Origin of the sequence: Streptomyces sp. NPDC087428 (assembly GCF_044744085.1) — a bacterium.
Classification (GTDB): domain Bacteria; phylum Actinomycetota; class Actinomycetes; order Streptomycetales; family Streptomycetaceae; genus Streptomyces.
Map to the genome: position 1 here is coordinate 63688 of NZ_JBIUXR010000021.1, position 21249 is coordinate 84936.

The 21249-nt window shown below is 68.2% G+C and carries 14 protein-coding genes; 13 read left to right on the plus strand and 1 reads right to left on the minus strand.

Annotated features, from left to right (window positions below; translation table 11 throughout):
• Nucleotides 1-173: 173 nt before the first annotated feature.
• The 3 genes from ACIO3R_RS35125 to ACIO3R_RS35135 all read left to right on the plus strand — a co-directional run bounded on the left by ACIO3R_RS35125 (nucleotide 174) and on the right by ACIO3R_RS35135 (nucleotide 4636).
• Nucleotides 174-1385 (plus strand): HupE/UreJ family protein, encoded by a 1212-nt coding sequence (locus ACIO3R_RS35125; RefSeq protein ID WP_402111061.1) that lies wholly within the window; start codon nucleotides 174-176, stop codon nucleotides 1383-1385.
• A gap of 138 nt (nucleotides 1386-1523) precedes the next feature.
• Nucleotides 1524-3500: a fibronectin type III domain-containing protein gene (locus ACIO3R_RS35130; protein WP_402111063.1), complete on the plus strand. Its 1977-nt coding sequence runs from the start codon at nucleotides 1524-1526 to the stop codon at nucleotides 3498-3500.
• 74 nt (nucleotides 3501-3574) lie between these two features.
• The gene (locus ACIO3R_RS35135) at nucleotides 3575-4636 is read left to right on the plus strand and encodes a WxL protein peptidoglycan domain-containing protein (protein WP_402111064.1); all 1062 of its coding nucleotides are present in this window, start codon (nucleotides 3575-3577) and stop codon (nucleotides 4634-4636) included.
• A 99-nt stretch (nucleotides 4637-4735) separates the two neighbouring features.
• Here the strand turns inward: ACIO3R_RS35135 and ACIO3R_RS35140 are convergent, their stop codons facing one another.
• Entirely contained in the window at nucleotides 4736-8581 is a 3846-nt protein-coding gene (locus ACIO3R_RS35140) for a GH92 family glycosyl hydrolase (RefSeq protein WP_402111065.1), read from the minus strand.
• Between the two features lie 503 nt (nucleotides 8582-9084).
• Here ACIO3R_RS35140 and ngcE point away from each other — a divergent pair.
• From ngcE to dxs, 10 genes are all read left to right on the plus strand, one after another.
• Entirely contained in the window at nucleotides 9085-10527 is a 1443-nt protein-coding gene (gene ngcE / locus ACIO3R_RS35145; protein ID WP_385036638.1) for an N-acetylglucosamine/diacetylchitobiose ABC transporter substrate-binding protein, read from the plus strand.
• A gap of 50 nt (nucleotides 10528-10577) precedes the next feature.
• A complete protein-coding gene (locus ACIO3R_RS35150; protein ID WP_385036640.1) occupies nucleotides 10578-11501 on the plus strand; it encodes a carbohydrate ABC transporter permease in 924 nt (307 codons plus the stop codon).
• A 94-nt stretch (nucleotides 11502-11595) separates the two neighbouring features.
• Nucleotides 11596-12528, plus strand: a complete 933-nt coding sequence (locus tag ACIO3R_RS35155; protein ID WP_385036642.1) for a carbohydrate ABC transporter permease — start codon at nucleotides 11596-11598, stop codon at nucleotides 12526-12528.
• Between the two features lie 213 nt (nucleotides 12529-12741).
• Nucleotides 12742-13941, plus strand: coding sequence for an ROK family protein (locus ACIO3R_RS35160; RefSeq protein ID WP_385036646.1), 1200 nt, complete (start codon nucleotides 12742-12744; stop codon nucleotides 13939-13941).
• 122 nt (nucleotides 13942-14063) lie between these two features.
• Entirely contained in the window at nucleotides 14064-15131 is a 1068-nt protein-coding gene (locus tag ACIO3R_RS35165; RefSeq protein ID WP_385036644.1) for a sugar ABC transporter substrate-binding protein, read from the plus strand.
• A 232-nt stretch (nucleotides 15132-15363) separates the two neighbouring features.
• Nucleotides 15364-16152: an ATP-binding cassette domain-containing protein gene (locus ACIO3R_RS35170; RefSeq protein ID WP_030979331.1), complete on the plus strand. Its 789-nt coding sequence runs from the start codon at nucleotides 15364-15366 to the stop codon at nucleotides 16150-16152.
• A complete protein-coding gene (locus ACIO3R_RS35175) occupies nucleotides 16149-17447 on the plus strand; it encodes a sugar ABC transporter permease (protein ID WP_385040571.1) in 1299 nt (432 codons plus the stop codon). The genes ACIO3R_RS35170 and ACIO3R_RS35175 overlap by 4 nt, the downstream gene beginning before the upstream one ends.
• Nucleotides 17448-17639: 192 nt before the next feature.
• Nucleotides 17640-17978, plus strand: coding sequence for a PadR family transcriptional regulator (locus ACIO3R_RS35180; RefSeq protein WP_385040574.1), 339 nt, complete (start codon nucleotides 17640-17642; stop codon nucleotides 17976-17978).
• A 2-nt stretch (nucleotides 17979-17980) separates the two neighbouring features.
• Nucleotides 17981-18940, plus strand: a complete 960-nt coding sequence (locus tag ACIO3R_RS35185) for an HAAS signaling domain-containing protein (RefSeq protein WP_385040587.1) — start codon at nucleotides 17981-17983, stop codon at nucleotides 18938-18940.
• Between the two features lie 192 nt (nucleotides 18941-19132).
• Nucleotides 19133-21112, plus strand: a complete 1980-nt coding sequence (gene dxs / locus ACIO3R_RS35190) for a 1-deoxy-D-xylulose-5-phosphate synthase (RefSeq protein ID WP_385040578.1) — start codon at nucleotides 19133-19135, stop codon at nucleotides 21110-21112.
• Nucleotides 21113-21249 lie beyond the last annotated feature (137 nt).

The window sequence follows — 21249 nt, forward strand, 5'->3', positions numbered from 1 at the left end:
GGAGCGGGACGGGGCCGGTGCGGAGCGGTATTTCCCCCATCCTGCGTGTCCGTTCCACACGATCTCCACCGTTCCGACCCGCATCGAACATTTGTTTTCTCATGGTTTGCCGATCGGTCGGCCTCGGTTCATCCGCGACCAGCACGGTGCACGGGCAACCCCCAAGGAGACTCATGTCGCACCATGTCCGCCGCCTGCTGCTCGTTCTCGCCGCGGCGGCCTTCCTCTTCCTCGGCCTCGTCGGGCCCGCCGCCGCCCATGGCTTCACCTCCGTCGTGTACGCGCACGTCACCGCCGACGGTGACGGGCCGCTGCGGACCGAACTGAAGCTGGAGTACGACCTGCTCGTCGTCTCGGCCGCCGACGCCGGCTCCGACGACCCCCTCTTCCGCGCCGGAACCGACGCGTTCGAGAACGGGGACGCCCGCGCCCGCGCCGCGGCCCTCGACGCCCACCGCGAGACCGTCGTCGACTACGTCACCCGGCGCTTCTCGGTCGCCACGGGGGGCGCCGGCTGCGAGCCCGCCCCCGTCGGCGGATTCCGGATGGGCACAGAGGAGGACGTCCCCTACGCGCTGCTCGCGCTCGACTGGACCTGTGCCGGACACGGCACCGGCGACCACGAGATCCGCAGCACCCTCTTCCCCGACCCGGAGGGCTACGTCAAGGGAACCAAGACGATCGTCACCTACGACGTCGACGGCCTCACCGGCAGCGCCGCCCTCGACAGCGGGCACCCGTCCTTCCCGATCAGCCAGTCCTGGCCGGAGCGCTTCTGGGAGTTCTTCCGCCTCGGCGCCGAGCACCTGCTGACGGGCACCGACCACATCCTGTTCCTGCTCGCCCTCATCGCCGGATCCCGGCGGCCCCGCGAAATCGTCCTGGCCGCGACCGCGTTCACCCTCGCCCACTCGGTGACGTTCCTGCTGGCCGCCCTGGGGCTCGTCGACGTCCCCGCCGGGCTGGTGGAGCCCGTCATCGCGCTGTCCATCGCCGTGGTCGCGGGCTGGCACCTGTGGCGCCTGAGAGGGGACGGCGCCCGGGTCATGGAACTCCGGGCGCCGGGCGAGAGCCGGTTCGCCCTGGACCGGGCCGGGTGGACCCGGCTCGGCGTCGTGTTCTGCTTCGGCCTCGTGCACGGGCTCGGCTTCGCGGGCGCACTCGGCATCGAGGCCTCGTGGTCATGGACCCTGCTGTGGTCCCTGCTGGTGTTCAACATCGGCATCGAGGCCGTCCAACTCGGCTTCATCGCCGTGCTGTTCCCGCTCCTCCTGCTGCTCGGACGGCGCTCGCCGCGGGCCGCCCGGTGGGTCACCGGAGCGCTGTCGGCGGGAGTGGCCGCCATGGGCCTCGCCTGGTTCGTGCAGCGCGTGACCGGCTCGTAGAAACCCCAGGTCAGCGGTGATGTTCAGCCGCCGCCCGGATCACCTTCGCACGCCGTTCACCCGGTGCGGAGAACGTGGTGCCCTCCTTCGTGTGTGCACTTCATGCCCACCGTTTGAACACAAAAGAATCGATACTTCATGAGAACGAACGCTTCCCAGCGGGCCCGAGGGCCTGTGCGGCACCGGGTGGCCACCGGCGCCACCGCCGCCCTCCTCGGTCTGGCCGTGGCCTTCACGGGCGGACAGGCCGCACCCGCGGCCGCGGCCGAAACCTCCACGCTCTCCGGGATCGTCCTGGGCGTCGGCGCCAACGAGACCCAGCGCACCGTCAGCTGGTACTCCTCCGCCGACACCGCCCAGAAGGTCCAGCTCGCCCCCACCGCGAAGCTCACCGGCGGCGAGTTCCCCGCCGACGCAGCCGGCTTCGACGCCCTGGGCGCCAAGAACATCGCCGCCAGCGGCGGCTACAACCGCAGCGCCACGCTCACCGGCCTCAAGGAGAACACCGCTTACTCCTACCGCGTCGGGGCCGAGGGCAACTGGTCCAAGGCGTACTCCTTCACGACCCAGGACTTCGAGGGCGAGTACGACTTCCTTTTCCTCGGCGACCCGCAGATAGGCTCCTCCGGGGACCTGGCGCAGGACCAGGCCGGCTGGCAGGACACCCTCGACGTGGCCACCAAGGCCAACCCGAAGGCCGAGATCCTGGTCTCCGGCGGCGACCAGGTCGAGAGCGCCAACAACGAGTCCCAGTGGAACTCCTTCCTGGCGCCCGACCAGCTGCGCCAGTACCCGTGGGCCGCCACCATCGGCAACCACGACGTCGGCGGCAAGGCGTACGAGCAGCACTTCTCGACGCCGAACACGGACAACTCCGGTGCGCTGTACGCCAACGGCAACCCGGCGTCCGACACCTCGGGCGGCAACTACTGGTACATCTACAAGGATGTGCTGTTCATCGACCTCAACAGCAACAGCTACGCCACCTCCCAGGGCGGCGGGGGCGACGAGGCGCACACCAAGTACGTCACGGACGTCATCAACGAGCACGGCTCGGAAGCCAAGTGGAAGGTGCTCGTCTACCACCACTCGATCTACTCGCCGGCCTCGCACGCCAAGGACAAGGACAACAAGGCCCGCCGGGTCGACTTCCCGACGACCTTCTCCAAGCTGGGCGTCGACATGGTCCTCCAGGGCCACGACCACAGCTACTCCCGCAGCTACCTCATCAAGAACGGTGAGAAGGCCGACCCCGCAGAGCAGCCCGGCGCGGCCGACGTCTACCCCGGCCCCGGCGGTGTCCTCTACGTCACGGCCAACTCGGCCTCGGGCTCGAAGTACTACGACATCACCCCGCCCGACTCCAGCGGCACCAGCGGCGCGGGCAACGGCGCCGACCCGCTGAACCCGGACAGCTACTGGTACAACTCCGTCCAGAACCAGGAGCACGTCCGCAGCTACGTCAAGGTCCAGGTCCGGGACGAGAAGCTCGTCGTGGAGAACATCCGCAGCGGCAGCTGTGCCGCGCCCAACTCCCAGGTCTCCCAGGGTGACTGGTGCAAGAACACCACCGCCGCCCAGCCGGTCGGCTCGGTCGTCGACAAGGTGAGCGTCCACCCGTACAACGGTGACGGCCAGTCGCTCCAGGTGAACGTGCCGAAGCCGGCTCCGGGCGAGTTCGGCTGGACCATCGACGGCTACAACGGCCTGGTGGACCTCGGCACGGCCAAGGAGGAGAACGGCGACCACTTCACCGCCTCCGGCAAGATCAACCCGATCCTCGTGTCGGACACCCGCCGCTCGCTCTCCCCGTGGGCGGTATCGGCCGGCGTGAGCGCGTTCAAGGACGCCGACAAGACGTTCGAGGGCTCCTACCTCGGCTGGTCGCCGTACCTCCTCGACCAGGGCGCCGGGGCCAAGGCCGGTGCCTCTGTCCCCTCCGGCTACGGCGGCAAGGGTGACGGCCTGGCCCTCTCCCGCGGCCTCGGCTCCGCACCCCAGGGCCACGCCCGCGGCACGGCCAGGCTGGGCGCCGACCTCGATCTGAAGATCCCGGACTCCGTCCAGAAGGGCGGCTACCGCGCCACCCTCACCATCACCGCGCTGAGCAGCTGACCCTCCCCGCTCCACCGGCGTGGCAGGCTCCGGTACGCCGCAGCCTGCCACGCCGCCGTTCCGAGAGAGACCCCATGCACGCAGTGGCACCACCTCGCCGCACCGCCGCCGTCCGCACCGCCCTCCTCTTCCTCCTCGCGGCCCTGGCGTTCGCCACCACCACCGGCCCGGCGCGGGCGGCCGAGGGCGACGTCACGTGGACGGTCCGGACCGCCGCCAACGACTACGGGGAGGACCGGTCGAGCTTCGGCTACACCGTCAACCCCGGCGGTGAGACCGAGGATGCCCTCGTCGTGGCCAACCACGGCACCGACCCGTTGAACCTCGCCGTCTACGCCGCCGACGGCTTCACGACGGAGAAGGGCCAGCTCGACCTCCTCACCGAGGGGAAGAAGTCCCGCTCCATCGGCTCCTGGGTCCGGGCCGGCCGGAAGAACGTCCGGATCGCCCCGGGGAAGAGCGCCGAGATCCCCTTCACCGTCAAGGTCCCGGACAACGCGACCCCCGGCGACTACGTGGGCGGCATCCTGACGTCGCTCAAGCAGTCCGACGACGCGGAGGGCATCGCCGTCGACCGGCGCCTCGGCATCCGGATCAAGCTGCGCGTCAGCGGCGCCCTGCGGCCCGCACTCGCCGTCGAGGACGTGCACGTCGACTACCGGGGCTCCGCCGCCCCGTTCGCCCGGGGCGACGCCACGGTGACCTACCACCTCCACAACACCGGCAACGCGCTGCTCTCCGGCACCCAGAAGGTCACCCTCAACGGCCCCTTCGGGACGCTGAGCACCGAGGCCGGCACCGTCGCCGCGCCGCCCGAACTGCTGCCCGGCGAGCGCTGGAAGGTCACCGTCCCCGTCCACGACGTCACCCCGGCCCTCCGGCTCACGGCCACCGTCGCGGTCACCCCGCTCATCACCGACGCCGCCGGCTCCACCACCGCCCTCGACCCCGTCCGGGCCACCGCCCACGGCTGGGCGGTCCCCTGGACCCTCCTGCTGCTCCTGGTCCTCGTCCTGGGCGCGGCCGCGGCGGCTTTCGTGCTGCGGCGGCGGGCGCGCTCGCGCCGCGCACTGCGTGAGGAGGAGCGGGTGCGCCAGGCAGTGGAACAGGCCCTGCGGGACAGGGCCGGCCGTTAGACCGCCTCCGCGCGGCCCGGGGCACGACGGCCGGCCGCACAGACGGGAACGGGCCGCCCGGTGTGCGGGCGGCCCGTCCTCATGCGGTCGGCGGGTGACTCAGGAGATCAGCTCGATCTCCGCCAGCGTCGCCGCCGACGCGCTCACCAGCCGGTACTTCGCGTACGCCTTCGGCACCCGCACCGAGAACGCCCGCGTCTGCTTGTCCCAGGCGAAGGTCTGGCCGGACCGCTTGTCGAGGTCCTTCCAGGAGGTGCCGTCCGCCGAGCCTTGCAGGACCCAGCCCGTGGGGGCCTTCGCGGCCGTCGCCGAGGTCAGCGTGTACTGGACCGCCTTCGTGCCGGCGGGGGCCGGCAGCTCCACCGACTCGACCTGGGCGGAGGTCGCCGAGGTGTCGTCGAACAGGGCGCCCGAGCCCTTCAGCACGTCCTTCCTCGGTGACGGGACCTTGTCGTCCTTGGTGATGGAGACCGGGGCGGCGTCCTTGCCGGTGCCCCAGGCCGACGGCTTGGAGCCCATGTCGAAGTCCAGCACGCCGCCCTTGGCCAGCAGGTCGTGCGGCAGCGAGGTGGAGGTCCACTTCTTGCCGTTGACCTTCAGGCCCTGGACGTAGATGTTCTTCGCGCTGTTCTTCGGCGCCCTGACGACCAGGTCGCGGCCGTTCTCCAGGTGCACCGTGGTCTTGGTGAACAGCGGGGAGCCGATCGCGTACTCGCCGCTGCCCATGACCAGCGGGTAGAAGCCCAGCGAGGAGAAGAGGTACCAGGCCGACTGCTCGCCGTTGTCCTCGTCGCCGTGGTAGCCCTGGCCGATCTCGCTGCCCGTGTACAGGCGGCTCAGGACCTCGCGGACCTTCTCCTGCGTCTTGGAGGGCTGCGACGCCGCGTCGTACATGTACGCGACGTGGTGCGCCACCTGGTTGCTGTGGCCGTACTGGCCCATCCGTACGTCACGGGCCTCCGTCATCTCGTGGATGACGCCGCCGTAACTGCCGACGAACTCCGGGCCCGCCGTCTCGGGGGTGGAGAAGTACGTGTCCAGCTTCTTGGCCAGACCGTCCCGGCCGCCGTACAGGTTGGCGAGGCCCTTGCTGTCCTGCGGGGCGGTGAAGGCGTAGCCCCAGCCGTTGGTCTCGGTGTAGTCGTAGCCCCAGACCCGCGGGTCGTACTGGTCGGACGGCAGCCGCCAGTCACCCTTGGCGTTCTTGCCCTGGAAGAAGCCGGCCTTGTCGTCGAAGAGCTGGACGTAGCTGCGGGCCCGGTTCATGAAGTACTCGGACTCGTCCTTGTAGCGCTGCTTGTGCGTCTTCTCGTAGAGCGCCTGGCCCATCTGCGCGATGCCGTAGTCGTTGACGTAGCCCTCCAGCGACCAGGAGAGGCCCTCGTGCGTGTCGGTGTTCGCGTACCCGACGAACGGAGAGGTCTCCATGCCCTTGCGTCCGACGCCCGAGGTCGGCGGGACGACCGTGGCGTTCTTCAGGGCCGCGTCGTACGCCGCCTCGGCGTCGAACTTCACGCCCTTGACGTACGCGTCGGCGAACGCGACGTCCGACGAGGTGCCGGTCATCAGGTCCGAGTAGCCGGGCGAGGACCAGCGGGAGATCCAGCCGCCGTCCTTGTACTGCTGGACGAAGCCGTCCACCATCTCGCCGGCCTTCTTCGGTGTGAGGAAGGAGTACGCCGGCCACGTCGTCCGGTAGGTGTCCCAGAAGCCGTTGTTGACGTACACCTTGCCGTCGACGATCTTGGCGCCGGTGTGGGTCGGGGTGTCGGAGCCGACCTGCGGTGAGAACGGCGAGGCGTACTTGTCCTTGCCGCCGACCTTCTCCGAGCCCGAGTTCGGGTAGAGGTACAGCCGGTACATGCTGGAGTACAGCGTGGTCAGCTGGTCGGCGGTCGCGCCCTCGACCTCCACCTTGCCCAGCAGGTCGTCCCAGGCGTCCTGGGCCTTGTCCTCGACCCGGCCGAAGGAGCGCGAGGCGGGGATCTCCGCGGCCAGGTTCTGCTTCGCCTGGTCGATGCTGATCAGCGAGGTGGCCAGGCGCAGGTTGACGGTACGGTCCTTGCCCGCGTCGAAGCGGAGGTAGCCGGTCACGTCGTCGCCACCGCCGCCGGAGAGCTTCCCGCTGCCGGTGACGGGGGCGTCGAAGACGCCGTACACGAAGAGCCGGGTGGCACCGGTCGAGCCGCCGCTCTTCACGTCGGAGAAGCCCGTGAAGGAGCTGGTGCCCGGATCGAGGGTGAGCCCGCCGTCGTTGGAGACGTTGTCGAAGACCATGCTCGCGTCCTTGCCCGGATACGTGAACCGCATCCGCGCCGCGTGGTCGGTCGGCGTCACCTCGGCCTTGAGGCCGTTCTCGAACGTGACCCCGTAGTAGTGCGGCCGCGCCGTCTCGTTCTCGTGCCTGAACGGCAGTGCGCGTGCCGTGCGCGAGGCGTCCGGGGTGCCGGACGCGGCCGACGGCATCAGCTGGAAGGTCTGCCGGTCGCCCATCCAGGGGCTCGGCTCATGGCTGGCGCTGAAGGCCTGGAGGGTGGGCAGGTTGTCCTCGTTGTTGCCCTTCGCGTAGTCGTACAGCCAACTCGTCGATCCGGCGTTGGTCACCGGGGTCCAGAAGTTGAAACCGTTGGGTACGGCGGTGGCGGGGAAGTTGTTGCCCCGGGAGAAACTGCCGCTGGAGTTGGTGCCGCGGACGGTCGAGGCGTAGTCCGAGAGGTGCGCCCTGCGCTTCTCCGGTGCCTTCGGGGCGATCTTGACGTCGTCGATCCAGCCCTGGAACTTCGACGGACCCTTGGGGGAGTCGTACGCGACGAGGATCCGGTCGACGGTCTTGCCGGCCGCGACGGTGCCGATCCGCGCGTCGACCTTGTTCCACTGGTTGACGTACAGCCGCTTGGCGTCGGCCTGGCCCTGCGGGGTCAGCAGGCCGCCGTTGGAGTCGGTGGCGCGCAGCTCGCTCAGGTAGGTGCCGTCGGTGAACGCCAGGTCCACCGCGACGTGCGTGGCCGGGTACGACAGATCCGTCTCGCCCATCTGGGGGTAGACCAGGTAGGACAGCTCGGTGTCCCGGGTGACGGCCGTGTTGACGTCGAAGACCTTGTTGTACGAGTAGGCCCGGCCGTCCGCCTTGTGCGTACCCGCGTAGCGCAGCGCCTTCTTTCCGGTGAAGCCCGCGCCGGCCTTGGCGGTGGGGGAGCCGGAGGGGCCGCGGTCGATCTGGCTGCGCATGTCGTCGGGGGCCGGGGCCGAGGTGTCCCCGTCGGAGAACTGGACGTCGGCGAGCTGGGTCGCGTCACCGGCGCCGTTGTTCTTCGTGATGTCCAGGCGGAAGTGCTGGTAGGCCTTGTCCGTCGTGAAGTCGTACGACTTGGTCTGGAAGCGCTCGGAGAAGGTCTGGCCGGTCCTGGAGTCCAGGTCCGTCCAGCTCTTGCCGTCCTCGGAGCCCTGCAGCGTCCAGTCCTTCGGGTCCCGCTCGTCGTGGTCGTCGGCCGAGGTCAGCGCGTAGGTGACGACCTTGACCGGCTCGGAGAGATCGAACTCGGCCCAGGCGGTGGGCTTGAAGGACAGCCATTTCGTACCGGATTCACCGTCGACGAGGTTTTCCTTCACCTCCCCGCCGCCGGTGTTCTCGTCGCTCGCGCGGACCTCTGTGACCTTGTCGGTCACATTGCCCGGTATTCCGGCGGAGAAGCCGCCATCGATACCGGATGTCCGCTTCTTTCCGTCAGAGCCTTCTTCGACGGTATTGCGCCAGTCGGGCTGTTTCTCGTCCGCCTCGAAGGATGAACTGAATGTCCGGTCGCCCGAAGGCTTATGACCCTTTTCTCCTGACCCGGCCGACTGTGCGGCGGCCGCGGTGGGGGCTGTCACGACCAGGACCAGTGAAGCCGCGATCAGGGCGGCCGTACTGTTTTGTCTCTTGCGAGAACCGTGTCGGGGCTGCATGCCGAGCCATTCCTCCCGAGGAAGTGCGCTTGGACAACGTTGTCAGAAGCGTGCGCAAGAACCAGTAGGAAGTGAAGTGGCTGGTGGTGTCAAGGGTGTTGGGTGGAAGCCCGCAGTCGAATCGACCGTATTGCGAAAATCGTTACATCCGGAGGAGGCCGTGCGGTGCCGAGGTATCCGCGAGGTCTCAACTCGGGAAAGACTGCCGCTCAAACCTGCATTCGATCTTGCTCAGTTGGCTGCAAGTGGACTATACCTGTCGGCGTCTGCACAGCATTTTTTCAACTGTGCGAACAGGGGGGACAACGGGGGCAGGGCAACTCGACGCGCCACAGGTGCGTCGGCTGGCCGGTCCCCCTACACCCCCCACTGCAATGGCTAGCCTGAAATCTGCACCACCCAAGCGCAACTGACCGCGGTGGCGGGGCCCTTCGCCTGAGGCGAATATCGATGGGCGACCGGTACAACACCGCCTGAGTCCTGTAGAAGGCGAGGACTTGAGCATGGGATCCACCTCCGCCCACAAGAATGAGGGCCTTGGCCGTCGCGACGTGATCAAGCGGTCTGCCGCACTCGGTCTGATCACCGTCCCGACGATGAGCTTCCTGTCGGCGTGTGCGAGTAGCGACAGCAGCAGCGATGACACGGTCAAGAAGGGCAAGACCAGCGCGAAGAACCCGCTGGGCGTCAATGACACGGCCGGTCTCGACGTGGTCATCTTCAACGGCGGCTTCGGCGAGCAGTACGCGATCGACGCCGAGAAGCAGTACACCAAGGCCTTCCCCAAGGCCAAGGTCAAGCACACCGCCACGCAGAAGATCCAGTCGCAGCTCCAGCCGCGATTCAACGGTGGCACCCCGCCGGACCTGATCGACAACTCGGGCGCCGAGCAGATGGACATGGGTGTCCTCGTCGGCAAGAAGCAGCTGCTCGACCTGACGCCGCTGATGGACGCCCCGTCCTTCGACGACCCCGGCAAGAAGGTCCGCGACACCCTGCGGCCCGGCGTGCTGGAGATGGGTCAGTTCGACGGCGACCCGGTCTGGATCATGTACTACGCGTACACGGTGTACGGCGTCTGGTACTCGCAGACCGCGCTCGACGGTCTGGACGCCCAGTACCCCGAGAACTGGGACGACATGCTCGCCCTGTGCGAGAAGGCGAAGAAGAAGGGCATCGCCGGCTGGACCTACGCCGGTAAGTACCCCTACTACCTTCCCTTCTCGCTCTACCCGTTCATCGCCAAGATCGGTGGCCGGGAGGTTCTCGACAAGATCGACAACCTGGAGCCGAACGCCTGGAAGGACCCGGCCGTCAAGTCGGCGTTCGAGGCGTACTACGAGCTGCAGCAGAAGGGATACATCCTCAAGGGCACCGCCGGCCTGACCCACATCCAGTCGCAGACCGAGTGGACCAAGGGCAAGGCCCTCTTCATCCCGAACGGTTCGTGGGTGGAGAACGAGGCTGCGCCGACCACGCCCAAGGACTTCAAGATGATGGTCGGGGCGCCGACCGGCCTGGACTCGTCCGACAAGCTGCCCTTCGGCACCATCTGGGCGTCCGGTGGTGAGCCCTTCATCATCCCCGCCAAGGCGAAGAACCCCGAGGGCGGCATGGAGCAGCTGCGCATCATGCTCTCCGAGGAGTCCTCGAAGAACTTCACCAAGCAGGTCAAGTCGCTGAGCGCCTACAACGGCGGCACCGACGGACTGACCCTGTCCACGGCCATGCAGTCCGGCGTCGACGTGCTGAAGAAGGCCGGCGACAACGTGGTGAACCCGCGTCTGCAGGACTGGTACGTGAAGCTCCAGAAGGAGCAGATCGGTGCCGGTCTCGGCGAGATGATGGCCGGGCGCCTGACGCCCGCCGAGGCCATCAAGAAGATCCAGGACTACGCGGACGCCGCGGCCAAGGATCAGTCCATCAAGCACTACAAGCACCAGTGAGTAACCGTCACCAGCGGCGGCACCCGCGGAAAGATCGGGGTCGGTAAACGATGCAGCACGGCAAGTACCGCTTCATTGTGGGGTTCTTGGTAGTCCCACTGGTGTTGTACGCGGTCTTCGTCATCTGGCCGTTCATCCAGGCCATCTACTATTCGTTCACGGACTGGACCGGTCTGAGTCCCGACTTCAAGATGGTCGGCTTCGACAACTACACCAGGATGCTGAAGGACGAGATCTTCTGGAAGTCCTTGCAGCACAGCCTGCTGCTTGTGCTGCTGCTGCCGCTGGTGACGCTGGGCCTCGCGCTCTTCTTCGCCTTCATGCTCAATGTCGGAGGCCGGCGGCGCAAGAACGCCGCGGTCTCCGGCGTGCGGGGTTCGGGTTTCTACAAGATCGCCTACTTCTTCCCGCAGGTGCTTTCGATCGTCATCGTCGCCCTGCTGTTCCAGTTCGCGTTCAACCCACGCAGTGGAATGCTGAATGCGGCGCTCAAGGGAGTCGGGCTCGGCTCCATTCAGCCGGACTGGCTGGGCGATCCGAGCCTGGCGCTCATCTGCGTCATGTCGGTGCTGATCTGGTCGACCGTCGGATTCTTCGTCGTCCTCTTCTCCGCCGGAATGGCCTCCATCCCGAAGGACTTCTACGAGGCGGCGCTCCTGGACGGGGCGAGCCGCGTCACGACGTTCTTCAGGATCACCCTGCCGCTGCTCTGGGACACCGTGCAGTCGGGCTGGGTCTACATGGGCATCCTGGCGCTCGGGGTCGAGGCGTTCACGGCCGTACAGGTCATGACCGTGGGCCCCGGCGGCCCCGACTACTCGACCACCGTCCTGCCGCTGTACGTCTACCAGACGGCCTTCCGCGACGGACAGGCCGGCTACGCGACGACGATCGGTGTCGGACTGCTCATCATCACCATGGCGTTCGCCGCCATCGTGATGCGACTGGGCCGGCGCGAGCGGCTGGAGTTCTGATGCCGTGCTCCCCGGGGCGCGGCGCCCGGATCCCCAGCAGGCAGGACAGCCCGGCCCCCGCGGCCGGCTCGACAGTAGTACGAGGTGAGCACACGTGAAGGCCACAGACACCCCTCCCGCGGATGCGGTGAAGGAACCGGCCCCCGTGTCCAAGGAGCCCGTGGAGGGCGCCAAGGGGAAGAGCGTCAAGGAGAAGGGCAGCGAGGGCAAGGTCCTCAACGTCTTCTCGCACGGCGTGCTGGTCATCTGGGCGATCCTGGTGGTCATGCCGCTGCTCTGGGCGATCATGGCCTCGTTCAAGACAGATGACTCGATCCTGTCGACGCCGTGGGCGCTGCCGGACAAGCTTCACTTCGAGAACTGGTCGCGTGCCTGGAGTCAGGCACATATGAGCGACTACTTCCTGAACACCATCCTGGTGGTGGGCGGCTCGCTCATCGGCACCCTGCTGCTCGGCTCGATGGCGGCGTACGTGCTGGCGCGGTTCGACTTCCCCGGGAACCGCTTCGTGTACTACCTGTTCATCGGCGGGATGAGCTTCCCGATCATCCTGGCGCTGGTCCCGCTGTTCTTCGTGATGAACAACATGGGCCTGCTGAACACGCGGCACGGACTGATCATGGTCTACATCGCGTACTCGCTGCCGTTCACCGTCTTCTTCCTCACCTCGTTCTTCCGCTCGTTGCCGAGTTCGGTGGCGGAGGCGGCGATGCTCGACGGGGCCTCGCACACCCGGACGTTCTTCCAGGTGATGTTGCCGATGGCGAAGCCCGGCCTGATCAGCGTCGGTATCTTCAACTTCCTCGGGCAGTGGAACCAGTACCTGCTGCCCACGGTGCTGAACACCGATCCGAAGTACCGGGTGCTCTCCCAGGGGCTGGTCGAACTGGCCAACGGGCAGGGCTACAAGGGCGACTGGTCCGGTCTCTTCGCCGGCCTGGTGATGGCGATGCTGCCGGTCCTGGCGGCCTACATCATCTTCCAGCGCCAGGTGGTGGCAGGCCTCACCGCGGGAGCGGTGAAGTAACTCCTCGAACGCTCGCACCGAACGACCGAACCGCCCGTCGGCACCCTCGCCGGCGGGCGGTTCGTCTGTTTAAGGGGGAGTTCACAGGGGTCGACGTGCGAGGGTCCGGTGCTCATCCGAGGCTTCGACTGCTCAAGGTCTTGACGGGGAGTACCCCAAAACGCTCAGCTTAGAGTTCACATGTTGGAGAAAATGGCAGGAGTGAGAGAGTCGATGGAGACTCCGGGGTCGCAGACATCTCTGCATCGCGCCAACCTTGAGCGGGTCGTGCGCGCCGTACGTATGGCGGGGTCACTCACCCAGGCGGAGATCGCCAGGAGCACGGGCCTCTCCGCGGCCACCGTCTCCAATATCGTTCGCGAACTGAAAGAGGGCGGCACCGTCGAGGTGACCCCCACCTCCGCGGGCGGGCGCCGCGCGCGCAGCGTCTCGCTCAGTGGGGACGCTGGCATCGTCATCGGCGTCGATTTCGGGCACACGCACCTTCGGGTGGCGGTCGGCAACCTGGCCCACCAGGTGCTCGCCGAGGAGTCGGAGCCGCTGGACGTGGACGCCTCGTCGGCCGAGGGCTTCGGGCGGGCGGAACAACTGGTCAACCGGCTGATCGAGACGACCGGGATCAGCCCCGGCAAGGTGATCGGGGTCGGCCTCGGTGTTCCCGGCCCGATCGACGTCGAGTCCGGCACGCTGGGCTCCACGTCGATCCTGCCGGGCTGGACGGGCATCAACCCCAGGGAAGAGCTGGCCGGACGCCTCGGGGTGCCGGTCTACGTCGACAACGACGCCAACCTCGGGGCGCTGGGGGAGCTGGTCTGGGGGAGCGGCCGGGGGGTCAGGGACCTCGCCTACATCAAGGTCGCGAGCGGTGTGGGCGCCGGTCTGGTGATCGACGGGCACATCTACCGGGGCCCAGGTGGCACGGCCGGCGAGATCGGCCACATCACCCTCGACGAATCGGGCCCGGTCTGCCGCTGCGGCAACCGGGGATGCCTGGAGACGTTCACGGCCGCGCGGTACGTGCTGCCGCTCCTCCGGCCCAGCCACGGCCCCGATCTCACCATGGAGCGGGTGGTCCAGCTGGCCCGTGAGGGCGATCCGGGCTGCCGCCGGGTGATCGGCGACGTCGGGCGGCACATCGGCAGCGGGGTGGCCAACCTCTGCAATCTGCTCAACCCCAGCCGGGTGGTGCTCGGCGGTTCGCTCGCGGAGGCGGGCGAGCTGGTCCTCGGGCCGATCCGCGACTCGGTCGCGCGCTACTCCATCCCCAGCGCCGCACGGCAGCTGTCGGTGCTCCCCGGGGCCCTGGGCGGCCGGGCGGAGGTGCTGGGCGCGCTCGCGCTCGTCCTGAGCGAGATGGGCGATTCGACCCTTTTGGAGAGCACCCTCCCCGCTGCGACTCCTGCCTTCACTTAGATAATGAATGACACCGTTGCCATCTTGTTAAGGATTTACTCCTTGACGCCTACGTGGCGGCCGAGTTGACTCACTCCCACCTCGGCCGCGACGCTGCGGCCTCGTCAGGGAGGCTTCTCCACATGAACGCAATGATGCGTCGCGCCGTCATCGGTACCGCTGCGGTCTCGATGGCCCTTTCCGTCGCCGCTTGTGGCAAGGCCGGCGACGACAAGAAGGACTCGGCGGACTCGGGCAGCAAGACCAAGATCGGTCTGCTTCTCCCGGAGAACAAGACCGCTCGCTACGAGACGCTGGACAAGCCGCTGTTCATCGAAGCGGTCAAGAAGGACTGTGCGGACTGCGAGGTCGTCTACAACAACGCGGCCGGTGACGTCGGTCAGCAGAAGCAGCAGTTCGAGCAGCAGATCGCGGACGGCATCAAGGTCATCGCGATCTCCTCGGTCGACTCCGAGAAGTCCGCCTCGTGGATCGCCAACGCGCACAAGAAGGGCGTCAAGGTCGTCGCGTACGACCGCGCCATAGTCGGTGCCGACGCCTACGTCAGCCACGACAACGAGAAGATCGGCAAGCTCCAGGGCCAGGCCATCCTCGACGCCCTCGGCTCCAAGGCGGCCGACTCCAACCTCGTCATGATCAACGGTGACGAGAAGGACCCGAACGCCGGCCTGTTCAAGAAGGGTGCTCACGCGTCCCTCGACGGCAAGATCAAGGTTGCCTACGAGGCGTCCGGCGAGTGGGACCCGAAGATCGCCGGCGAGAAGATGACCGCCGCCATCTCCTCGGTCGGCAAGGGCAAGATCAACGCGGTCTACTCCGCCAACGACGGCATGGCGGGCGGCATCATCACGTCCCTGGGCAACGCCGGCATCAAGGACATCCCGGTGGGTGGCCAGGACGCCGAGCTCCCCGGTATCCAGCGGCTCATCGCGGGTACGCAGACCTTCACGATCTACAAGTCGCCGAAGCAGCTCGCCCCGACGGCTGCCCAGTTCGCTGTCAACCTGCTCCAGGGCAAGGACATCGGCGCCTCGGGCAAGACGGACGGCGTTCCGTCCACGCTGCTCGAGCCGACCGTGGTGAAGAAGGACAACATCGAGTCCACCGTGGTCAAGGACGGCATCTACCAGGCCTCCGCGATCTGCGTCAAGGACATCGCCGCCAAGTGCACCGCGCTGGGCATCAAGTAGTACCTCCTCGTGCCAGGGCCGGCAGGCCCTGGCACGTACGGGTCTGATCCGCGCCGCACGGCGGAGTCCGCCCGCCCCATGACTGTCCGGCAGCCGGCCGGCCCATACCCCGCTGCCGGCCGGGTGCCGGACGCTCTTCCCCCAGTACTTCCAGTACGTCGACGCTGCCCCTCGTGGCGCGGCGTCTCCGCCGGTCAGGCGGTACATCCCCGCCGGTCAGGCGGCGAAGGAGATGGTTCACGTGTCACAGACGCCCGTGCTGGCGTTGCGTGGGGTCTTCAAGCGATTCGGAGCGGTCCAGGTCCTCTCCGGTGTCGATCTCGAAGTCCACGCCGGAGAAGTGGTCGCCCTCGTCGGCGACAACGGTGCAGGAAAGTCCACGCTGGTCAAGACGATCGCCGGCGTGCACCCCATCGATGAGGGCGTCATCGAGTGGGAGGGCGCGAAAGTGGACATCAACCGTCCGCACGACGCCCAGAACCTCGGCGTCGCCACCGTCTACCAGGACCTCGCGCTCTGCGACAACCTGGACGTCGTCGCCAACCTCTTCCTCGGTCGCGAGATCAAGAAGGGTGGCGTCCTCGACGAGGTCGCCATGGAGAAGCGGGCACAGGACCTCCTGTCCACGCTCTCCATCCGTATCCCCAGCGTCCGTATCCCGGTTGCCGCGCTCTCCGGCGGCCAGCGCCAGGTCGTGGCCATCGCCCGTGCCCTGGTCGGCAACCCCAAGATCGTGATCCTGGACGAGCCCACCGCGGCCCTCGGCGTCGAGCAGACCGCACAGGTCCTCGACCTGGTGGAGCGGCTGCGCGAGCAGAACCTGGGCGTCATCCTCATCAGCCACAACATGGCCGATGTGAAGGCGGTCGCCGACAAGGTCGCCGTGCTGCGACTCGGCCACAACAACGGCATCTTCCCTGTGGCGACGACCAGCCACGAAGAGATAATCGCCGCGATCACGGGCGCCACGGACAACGCCGTGACCCGCCGCAAGTCCCGCAGCGCGGAGGCATCCAAGTGAGCGACATCAACGAGACTTCGGCAAAGGTCCCGGCCCAGGCGGAGGCCACCGAGGCTCCCGAAGCGGCGGCCGACGCGGTCAGGGTCGTCGACCCCCGCCTGCTCATCCGTGAGCAGGGCTTCAAGGGCTACTGGACCGAGTTCAAGCGCAAGGTGCGCTCGGGCGAGATCGGCTCGCTGCCCGTCGTGGTGGGCCTGATCATCATCGGGATCGTCTTCCAGATCGAGACCGGCAACTTCCTCACCTCGTACAACCTCGACCAGATCACGCTGTACGCGGCGGGCCCCGGCATCATGGCCGTGGGCATCGTCTTCGTCCTGCTGCTCGGCGAGATCGACCTCGCGGTCGGTTCCGTCGCGGGTCTCGCGGGTGCCGTCTGGGCCGTGGTCGGCACGGACATGCCCGATTCCCTCGCCATCGTGGTCGGCATCCTGTCCGGCACGCTCGTCGGCGCCTTCCACGGCATCGTCTTCGCCAAGATCGGCGTGCCCGCGTTCGTCGTGACGCTGGCAGGCTTCCTGGGCTGGGCCGGTCTGCAGACCTGGGTGATGGGCGACAAGTCCACCATCACCACCCCGCTCGGCAGCTTCGTCCGCGAACTGACCAGCTACTACTTCGCCGATGTCGCCGCCGCCTACGGTCTCGCCGTGTTCGTGATCGTTGCCTTCTACCTCGCGCAGCTGCGCGACTCGAGCCGCCGCAAGGCCGCAGCGCTGCCACACCGCCCGCAGAGCGAGATCATCCTGCGCACCGCGCTGCTCGCCGTCCTGTGCCTCCTCGCCGCGTACGCGTTCAACCAGGAGCAGGGCCTCCCGCTCTCCCTGGTGATCTTCCTCGCGATCCTGGTCATCACCGACTTCGTTCTGCGCCGCACCACCTACGGCCGTCAGATCTTCGCGGTCGGCGGTGGCATCGAGGCAGCGCGTCGTGCCGGTATCAACGTGTCCTGGATCCGCATCTCGGTGTTCATGATCTCCGGCACGCTCGGTGCGGTCGGTGGTCTCTTCCTGGCCTCCGCGACCGGTGGCGCCGACCGTTCGCTCGGTGGCGGCAACCAGCTCATGATGTGCATCGCCGCAGCCGTCATCGGTGGTACGTCCCTGTTCGGCGGACGCGGCAAGGTCTGGTCCGCGCTGCTGGGCATCCTGGTCATTCAGTCGATCGTCCAGGGCCTCAACCAGATGAACCTCTCGTCGAACGCGATCCAGTACATGATCACCGGTGGAGTACTCCTCATCGCCGTGATCATCGACTCGGTCTCGCGCAAGACCCAGAAGACCGCCGGCCGCGCCTGACTCACCGGGCCCGGCGGGGCCCGGTGGCACCAGCGAGGCCGGTCAGTGCCCGGCGCCCTCCACGGGGGCGCCGGGCACTGCCGCGTTCCGGCGCAATCGCGGGGGTACGGGGGGTGGTGTCCCGGCCGGTGCGGGAACCAGGGTGCACCTGACGGGTGACATTAGTGTGCGGCGCACAGTATCGTGCGGGGCGTGGGCACCGATGAACTGATCCTCAGCCAGGCCCAGGAGCTGCGTCGCGGCACGGTCGTCCTGGCCTGCCTGACGCTCCTGGAAGAGCCGCAGTACGGCTACGCGCTCCTGGAAACGCTCGGCGACGCCGGGATCGCGGTGGACGGCAACACCCTCTACCCGCTGCTGCGCCGCCTGGAGAAGCAGGGGCTGCTCGGCAGCGAGTGGAACACCGACCGGTCCAGGCCGCGGAAGTTCTATCGGATCAGCCCCGAGGGAGTCCGGGTCCGCACCGGGCTGCTGCGCGAATGGCAGGCGCTGGGCGCCTCGATATCACGTCTGACCAAGGGGGAGCGTTGAGTATGTTGCATACGTCCGGCACCGGTGCGCTGACCGACCGCTACGTGGCGGAGGTCGTCCGGCGCATCCCGGCCGGCCGGCGCGGCGACGTGGCCGACGAGCTGCGCGCCACGATCGCCGACACCGTCGAGGCCCGGGGCCCGGAAGACCCGGAGGCCGCCGAACGCGAGGTACTCACCGAGATGGGCGACCCGGTCCGGCTCGCCGCCCGGTACGCGGACCGGCCGCTCGCACTGATCGGGGCCGGCCTCTACCCGACGTACATACGGCTCCTCGCGGTCCTGCTGCTCACCGTGCTGCCGGTCGTCGTCGCCGTGAGCGCGGTGCTCGACGTCCTGGACGGCAAGGGGGCCGGAGCGGTGATCGGCGGGGCCGTCGGGACGGTGGTCTCCCTCGGCGCCCAGATGATCGCCTGGCTCACCGTGGTGTTCGCCCTGGCCGAGTGGTCCGGCAAGTCGTCCGGCAAGTCGTCCGGCGCACCCGGCAGGGCCTGGACGCCCGACGAGCTGCCCAGGCTCCGCGCGACGAAGGAGCGCGACGCGACGGTGTACGCCGGGCTGTCGTGGCACTCGCTGCTGGTGGCCCTGATCGTCTGGCAGCACACCGCGCAGCCGTACCGGACCGACTCCGGCACACACATCGACGTGCTCGACCCGGGCCTGTGGTCGGGCTGGATCTGGCCGGTCCTCGCCGGTCTCGCCGGCCTCGTGGTGCTCGACGTGATCCGGGCGGTGCGGGCTCCGACGCGCTCGCTCGCGCTCTGGAACATCGCCGCCCAGGCGGTGTTCACCCTGCCGATGGCCTGGATCCTGTACCGGCGGGAGTTCTTCAACCCGGCCTTCCTGTCCGACGTCAACGGCGGCTGGCAGACCCCGGACGCCTTCTACACCGTGGTGGTCCTGCTGGTCCTGGCGGGGGGCGCGCGCGAGGTGGTGCGGCGGTTCCGCGAGGCGAGGGCCTGAATCCTGGACGTCGGTCCGGTCACGGGGCCGGCCGGAAGCGCGCGGAACGCACCGGCGGATCCGGGCGGGTCCCGAACGGTTCCGGCCGGTAACGGTGGGACAGCACACGCCCGCCCGATGTCCGTGGCGGCGAACGGAACATTAGACTCATCGGATCGGCATGCTCGACCAGCTCAATCGCAAGGAGGCACGGTGACACAGCCGCGCGAAGCGCGTCATGCACGGGCGGTGGTGGGCAACGGATGGGATCTGCTGACCCGCATCGGCGGACCGCGTGACCTGGACCGGCTCACCCCCGAGCAGCTGGAGCAGCTCGCCGAAGAGATCCGGACCTTCCTCGTCGACGCCGTCTCCAAGACCGGCGGACACCTCGGACCCAACCTGGGCGTGGTCGAACTGACCATCGCCCTGCACCGGGTCTTCGACTCGCCGAAGGACAAGGTCCTCTTCGACACCGGCCATCAGAGCTACGTTCACAAGCTCCTCACCGGCCGCCAGGACTTCACGAAGCTCAAGAGCAAGGGCGGCCTCTCCGGCTACCCCTCGCGTGCCGAGTCCGAGCACGACGTCATCGAGAACTCGCACGCCTCCACGGTGCTCGGCTGGGCCGACGGCCTCGCCAAGGCCAACGAGGTGCTGGGCCGCCCCGACCACGTCGTCGCGGTCATCGGTGACGGAGCACTCACCGGCGGCATGGCCTGGGAGGCGCTGAACAACATCGCCGCCGCCAAGGACCGCCCCCTCGTCATCGTCGTCAACGACAACGAGCGCTCCTACGCGCCGACGATCGGCGGCCTCGCCAACCACCTCGCCACGCTCCGCACCACCGACGGCTACGAACGCTTCCTGGCCCGCGGCAAGGACCTCCTGGAGCGCACCCCCGTCGTGGGGAAGCCGCTGTACGAGACGCTGCACGGCGCGAAGAAGGGCCTCAAGGACTTCATCGCCCCGCAGGGCATGTTCGAGGACCTCGGCCTGAAGTACGTCGGCCCCATCGACGGACACGACCTGGAGGCACTGGAGTCCGCACTCCAGCGCGCCAAGCGCTTCGGCGGGCCGGTCATCGTGCACTGCATCACCGAGAAGGGCCGCGGCTACACCCCGGCCCTGCTGGACGAGGCGGACCGCTTCCACGCCGTCGGCAAGATCCACCCCGACACGGGCCTGCCCGTCGCCACCTCCGGTCTCGACTGGACGTCCGTCTTCGGCGAGGAGATGGTCAAGCTCGGCCGGGAGCGCGAGGACATCGTCGCGATCACCGCGGCCATGCTCCAGCCGGTCGGCCTGACCAAGTTCGAGAAGGCCTTCCCGGACCGGATCTACGACGTCGGTATCGCCGAGCAGCACGCCGCTGTCTCCGCGGCGGGCCTCGCCACCGGCGGGCTGCACCCCGTCTTCGCGGTGTACGCCACCTTCCTCAACCGCGCCTTCGACCAGGTCCTGATGGACGTCGCCCTGCACAAGTGCGGGGTGACCTTCGTCCTGGACCGGGCCGGGGTCACCGGTACGGACGGCGCTTCGCACAACGGCATGTGGGACATGTCGATCCTGCAGTGCGTGCCGACGCTCCGGATCGCCGCCCCGCGCGACGCCGACCAGGTCCGCGCCCAGCTGCGCGAGGCCGTCGCGGTCGACGACGCCCCGACGGTCGTCCGCTTCTCCAAGGGCGCGGTCGGCCCGTCGGTCAAGGCCGTCGGCACGGCCGGCGGCATGGACGTGCTCCGTGAGCCGGGCACGTCCGTGCCCGACGTCCTGCTCGTCTCCATCGGGGCGCTCGCCCCGATGTGCCTGGAGATCGCGGATCTGCTCGACGCCCAGGGCATCTCGACCACGGTCGTCGACCCGCGCTGGGTCAAGCCCGTGGACGAGGCGATGGCCCCGCTCGCCGCGCGGCACCGCGTCGTCGTCACCGTCGAGGACAACAGCAGGGCCGGCGGTGTCGGCTCCGCCGTCGCCCAGGCGCTGCGCGACGCCGACGTCGACGTACCGCTGCGCGACTTCGGCATCCCGCCGGTCTTCCTCGACCACGCCTCCCGCAAGGAGGTCATGGCCGAGATCGGGCTGACCGCACCGGACATCGCCCGGCAGGTCACCGGCCTGGTCGCCAAGCTCGACGGCCGCTACGAGACGGAAGCGGAGAGCCGCTCCGTGGTGGAGCCCGTCCGGGACTGATCCGTCACGCCGCACCACGACTGGGCCGGTCGCCCACCCTGTACGGGTGGTCCGACCGGCCCATTCGCGTGAAGTCCCGCCCTGCGGAGCGTGTCGCGGACGGCCCGGTCCGAATCATGGCGTGCACGACGAGTGCG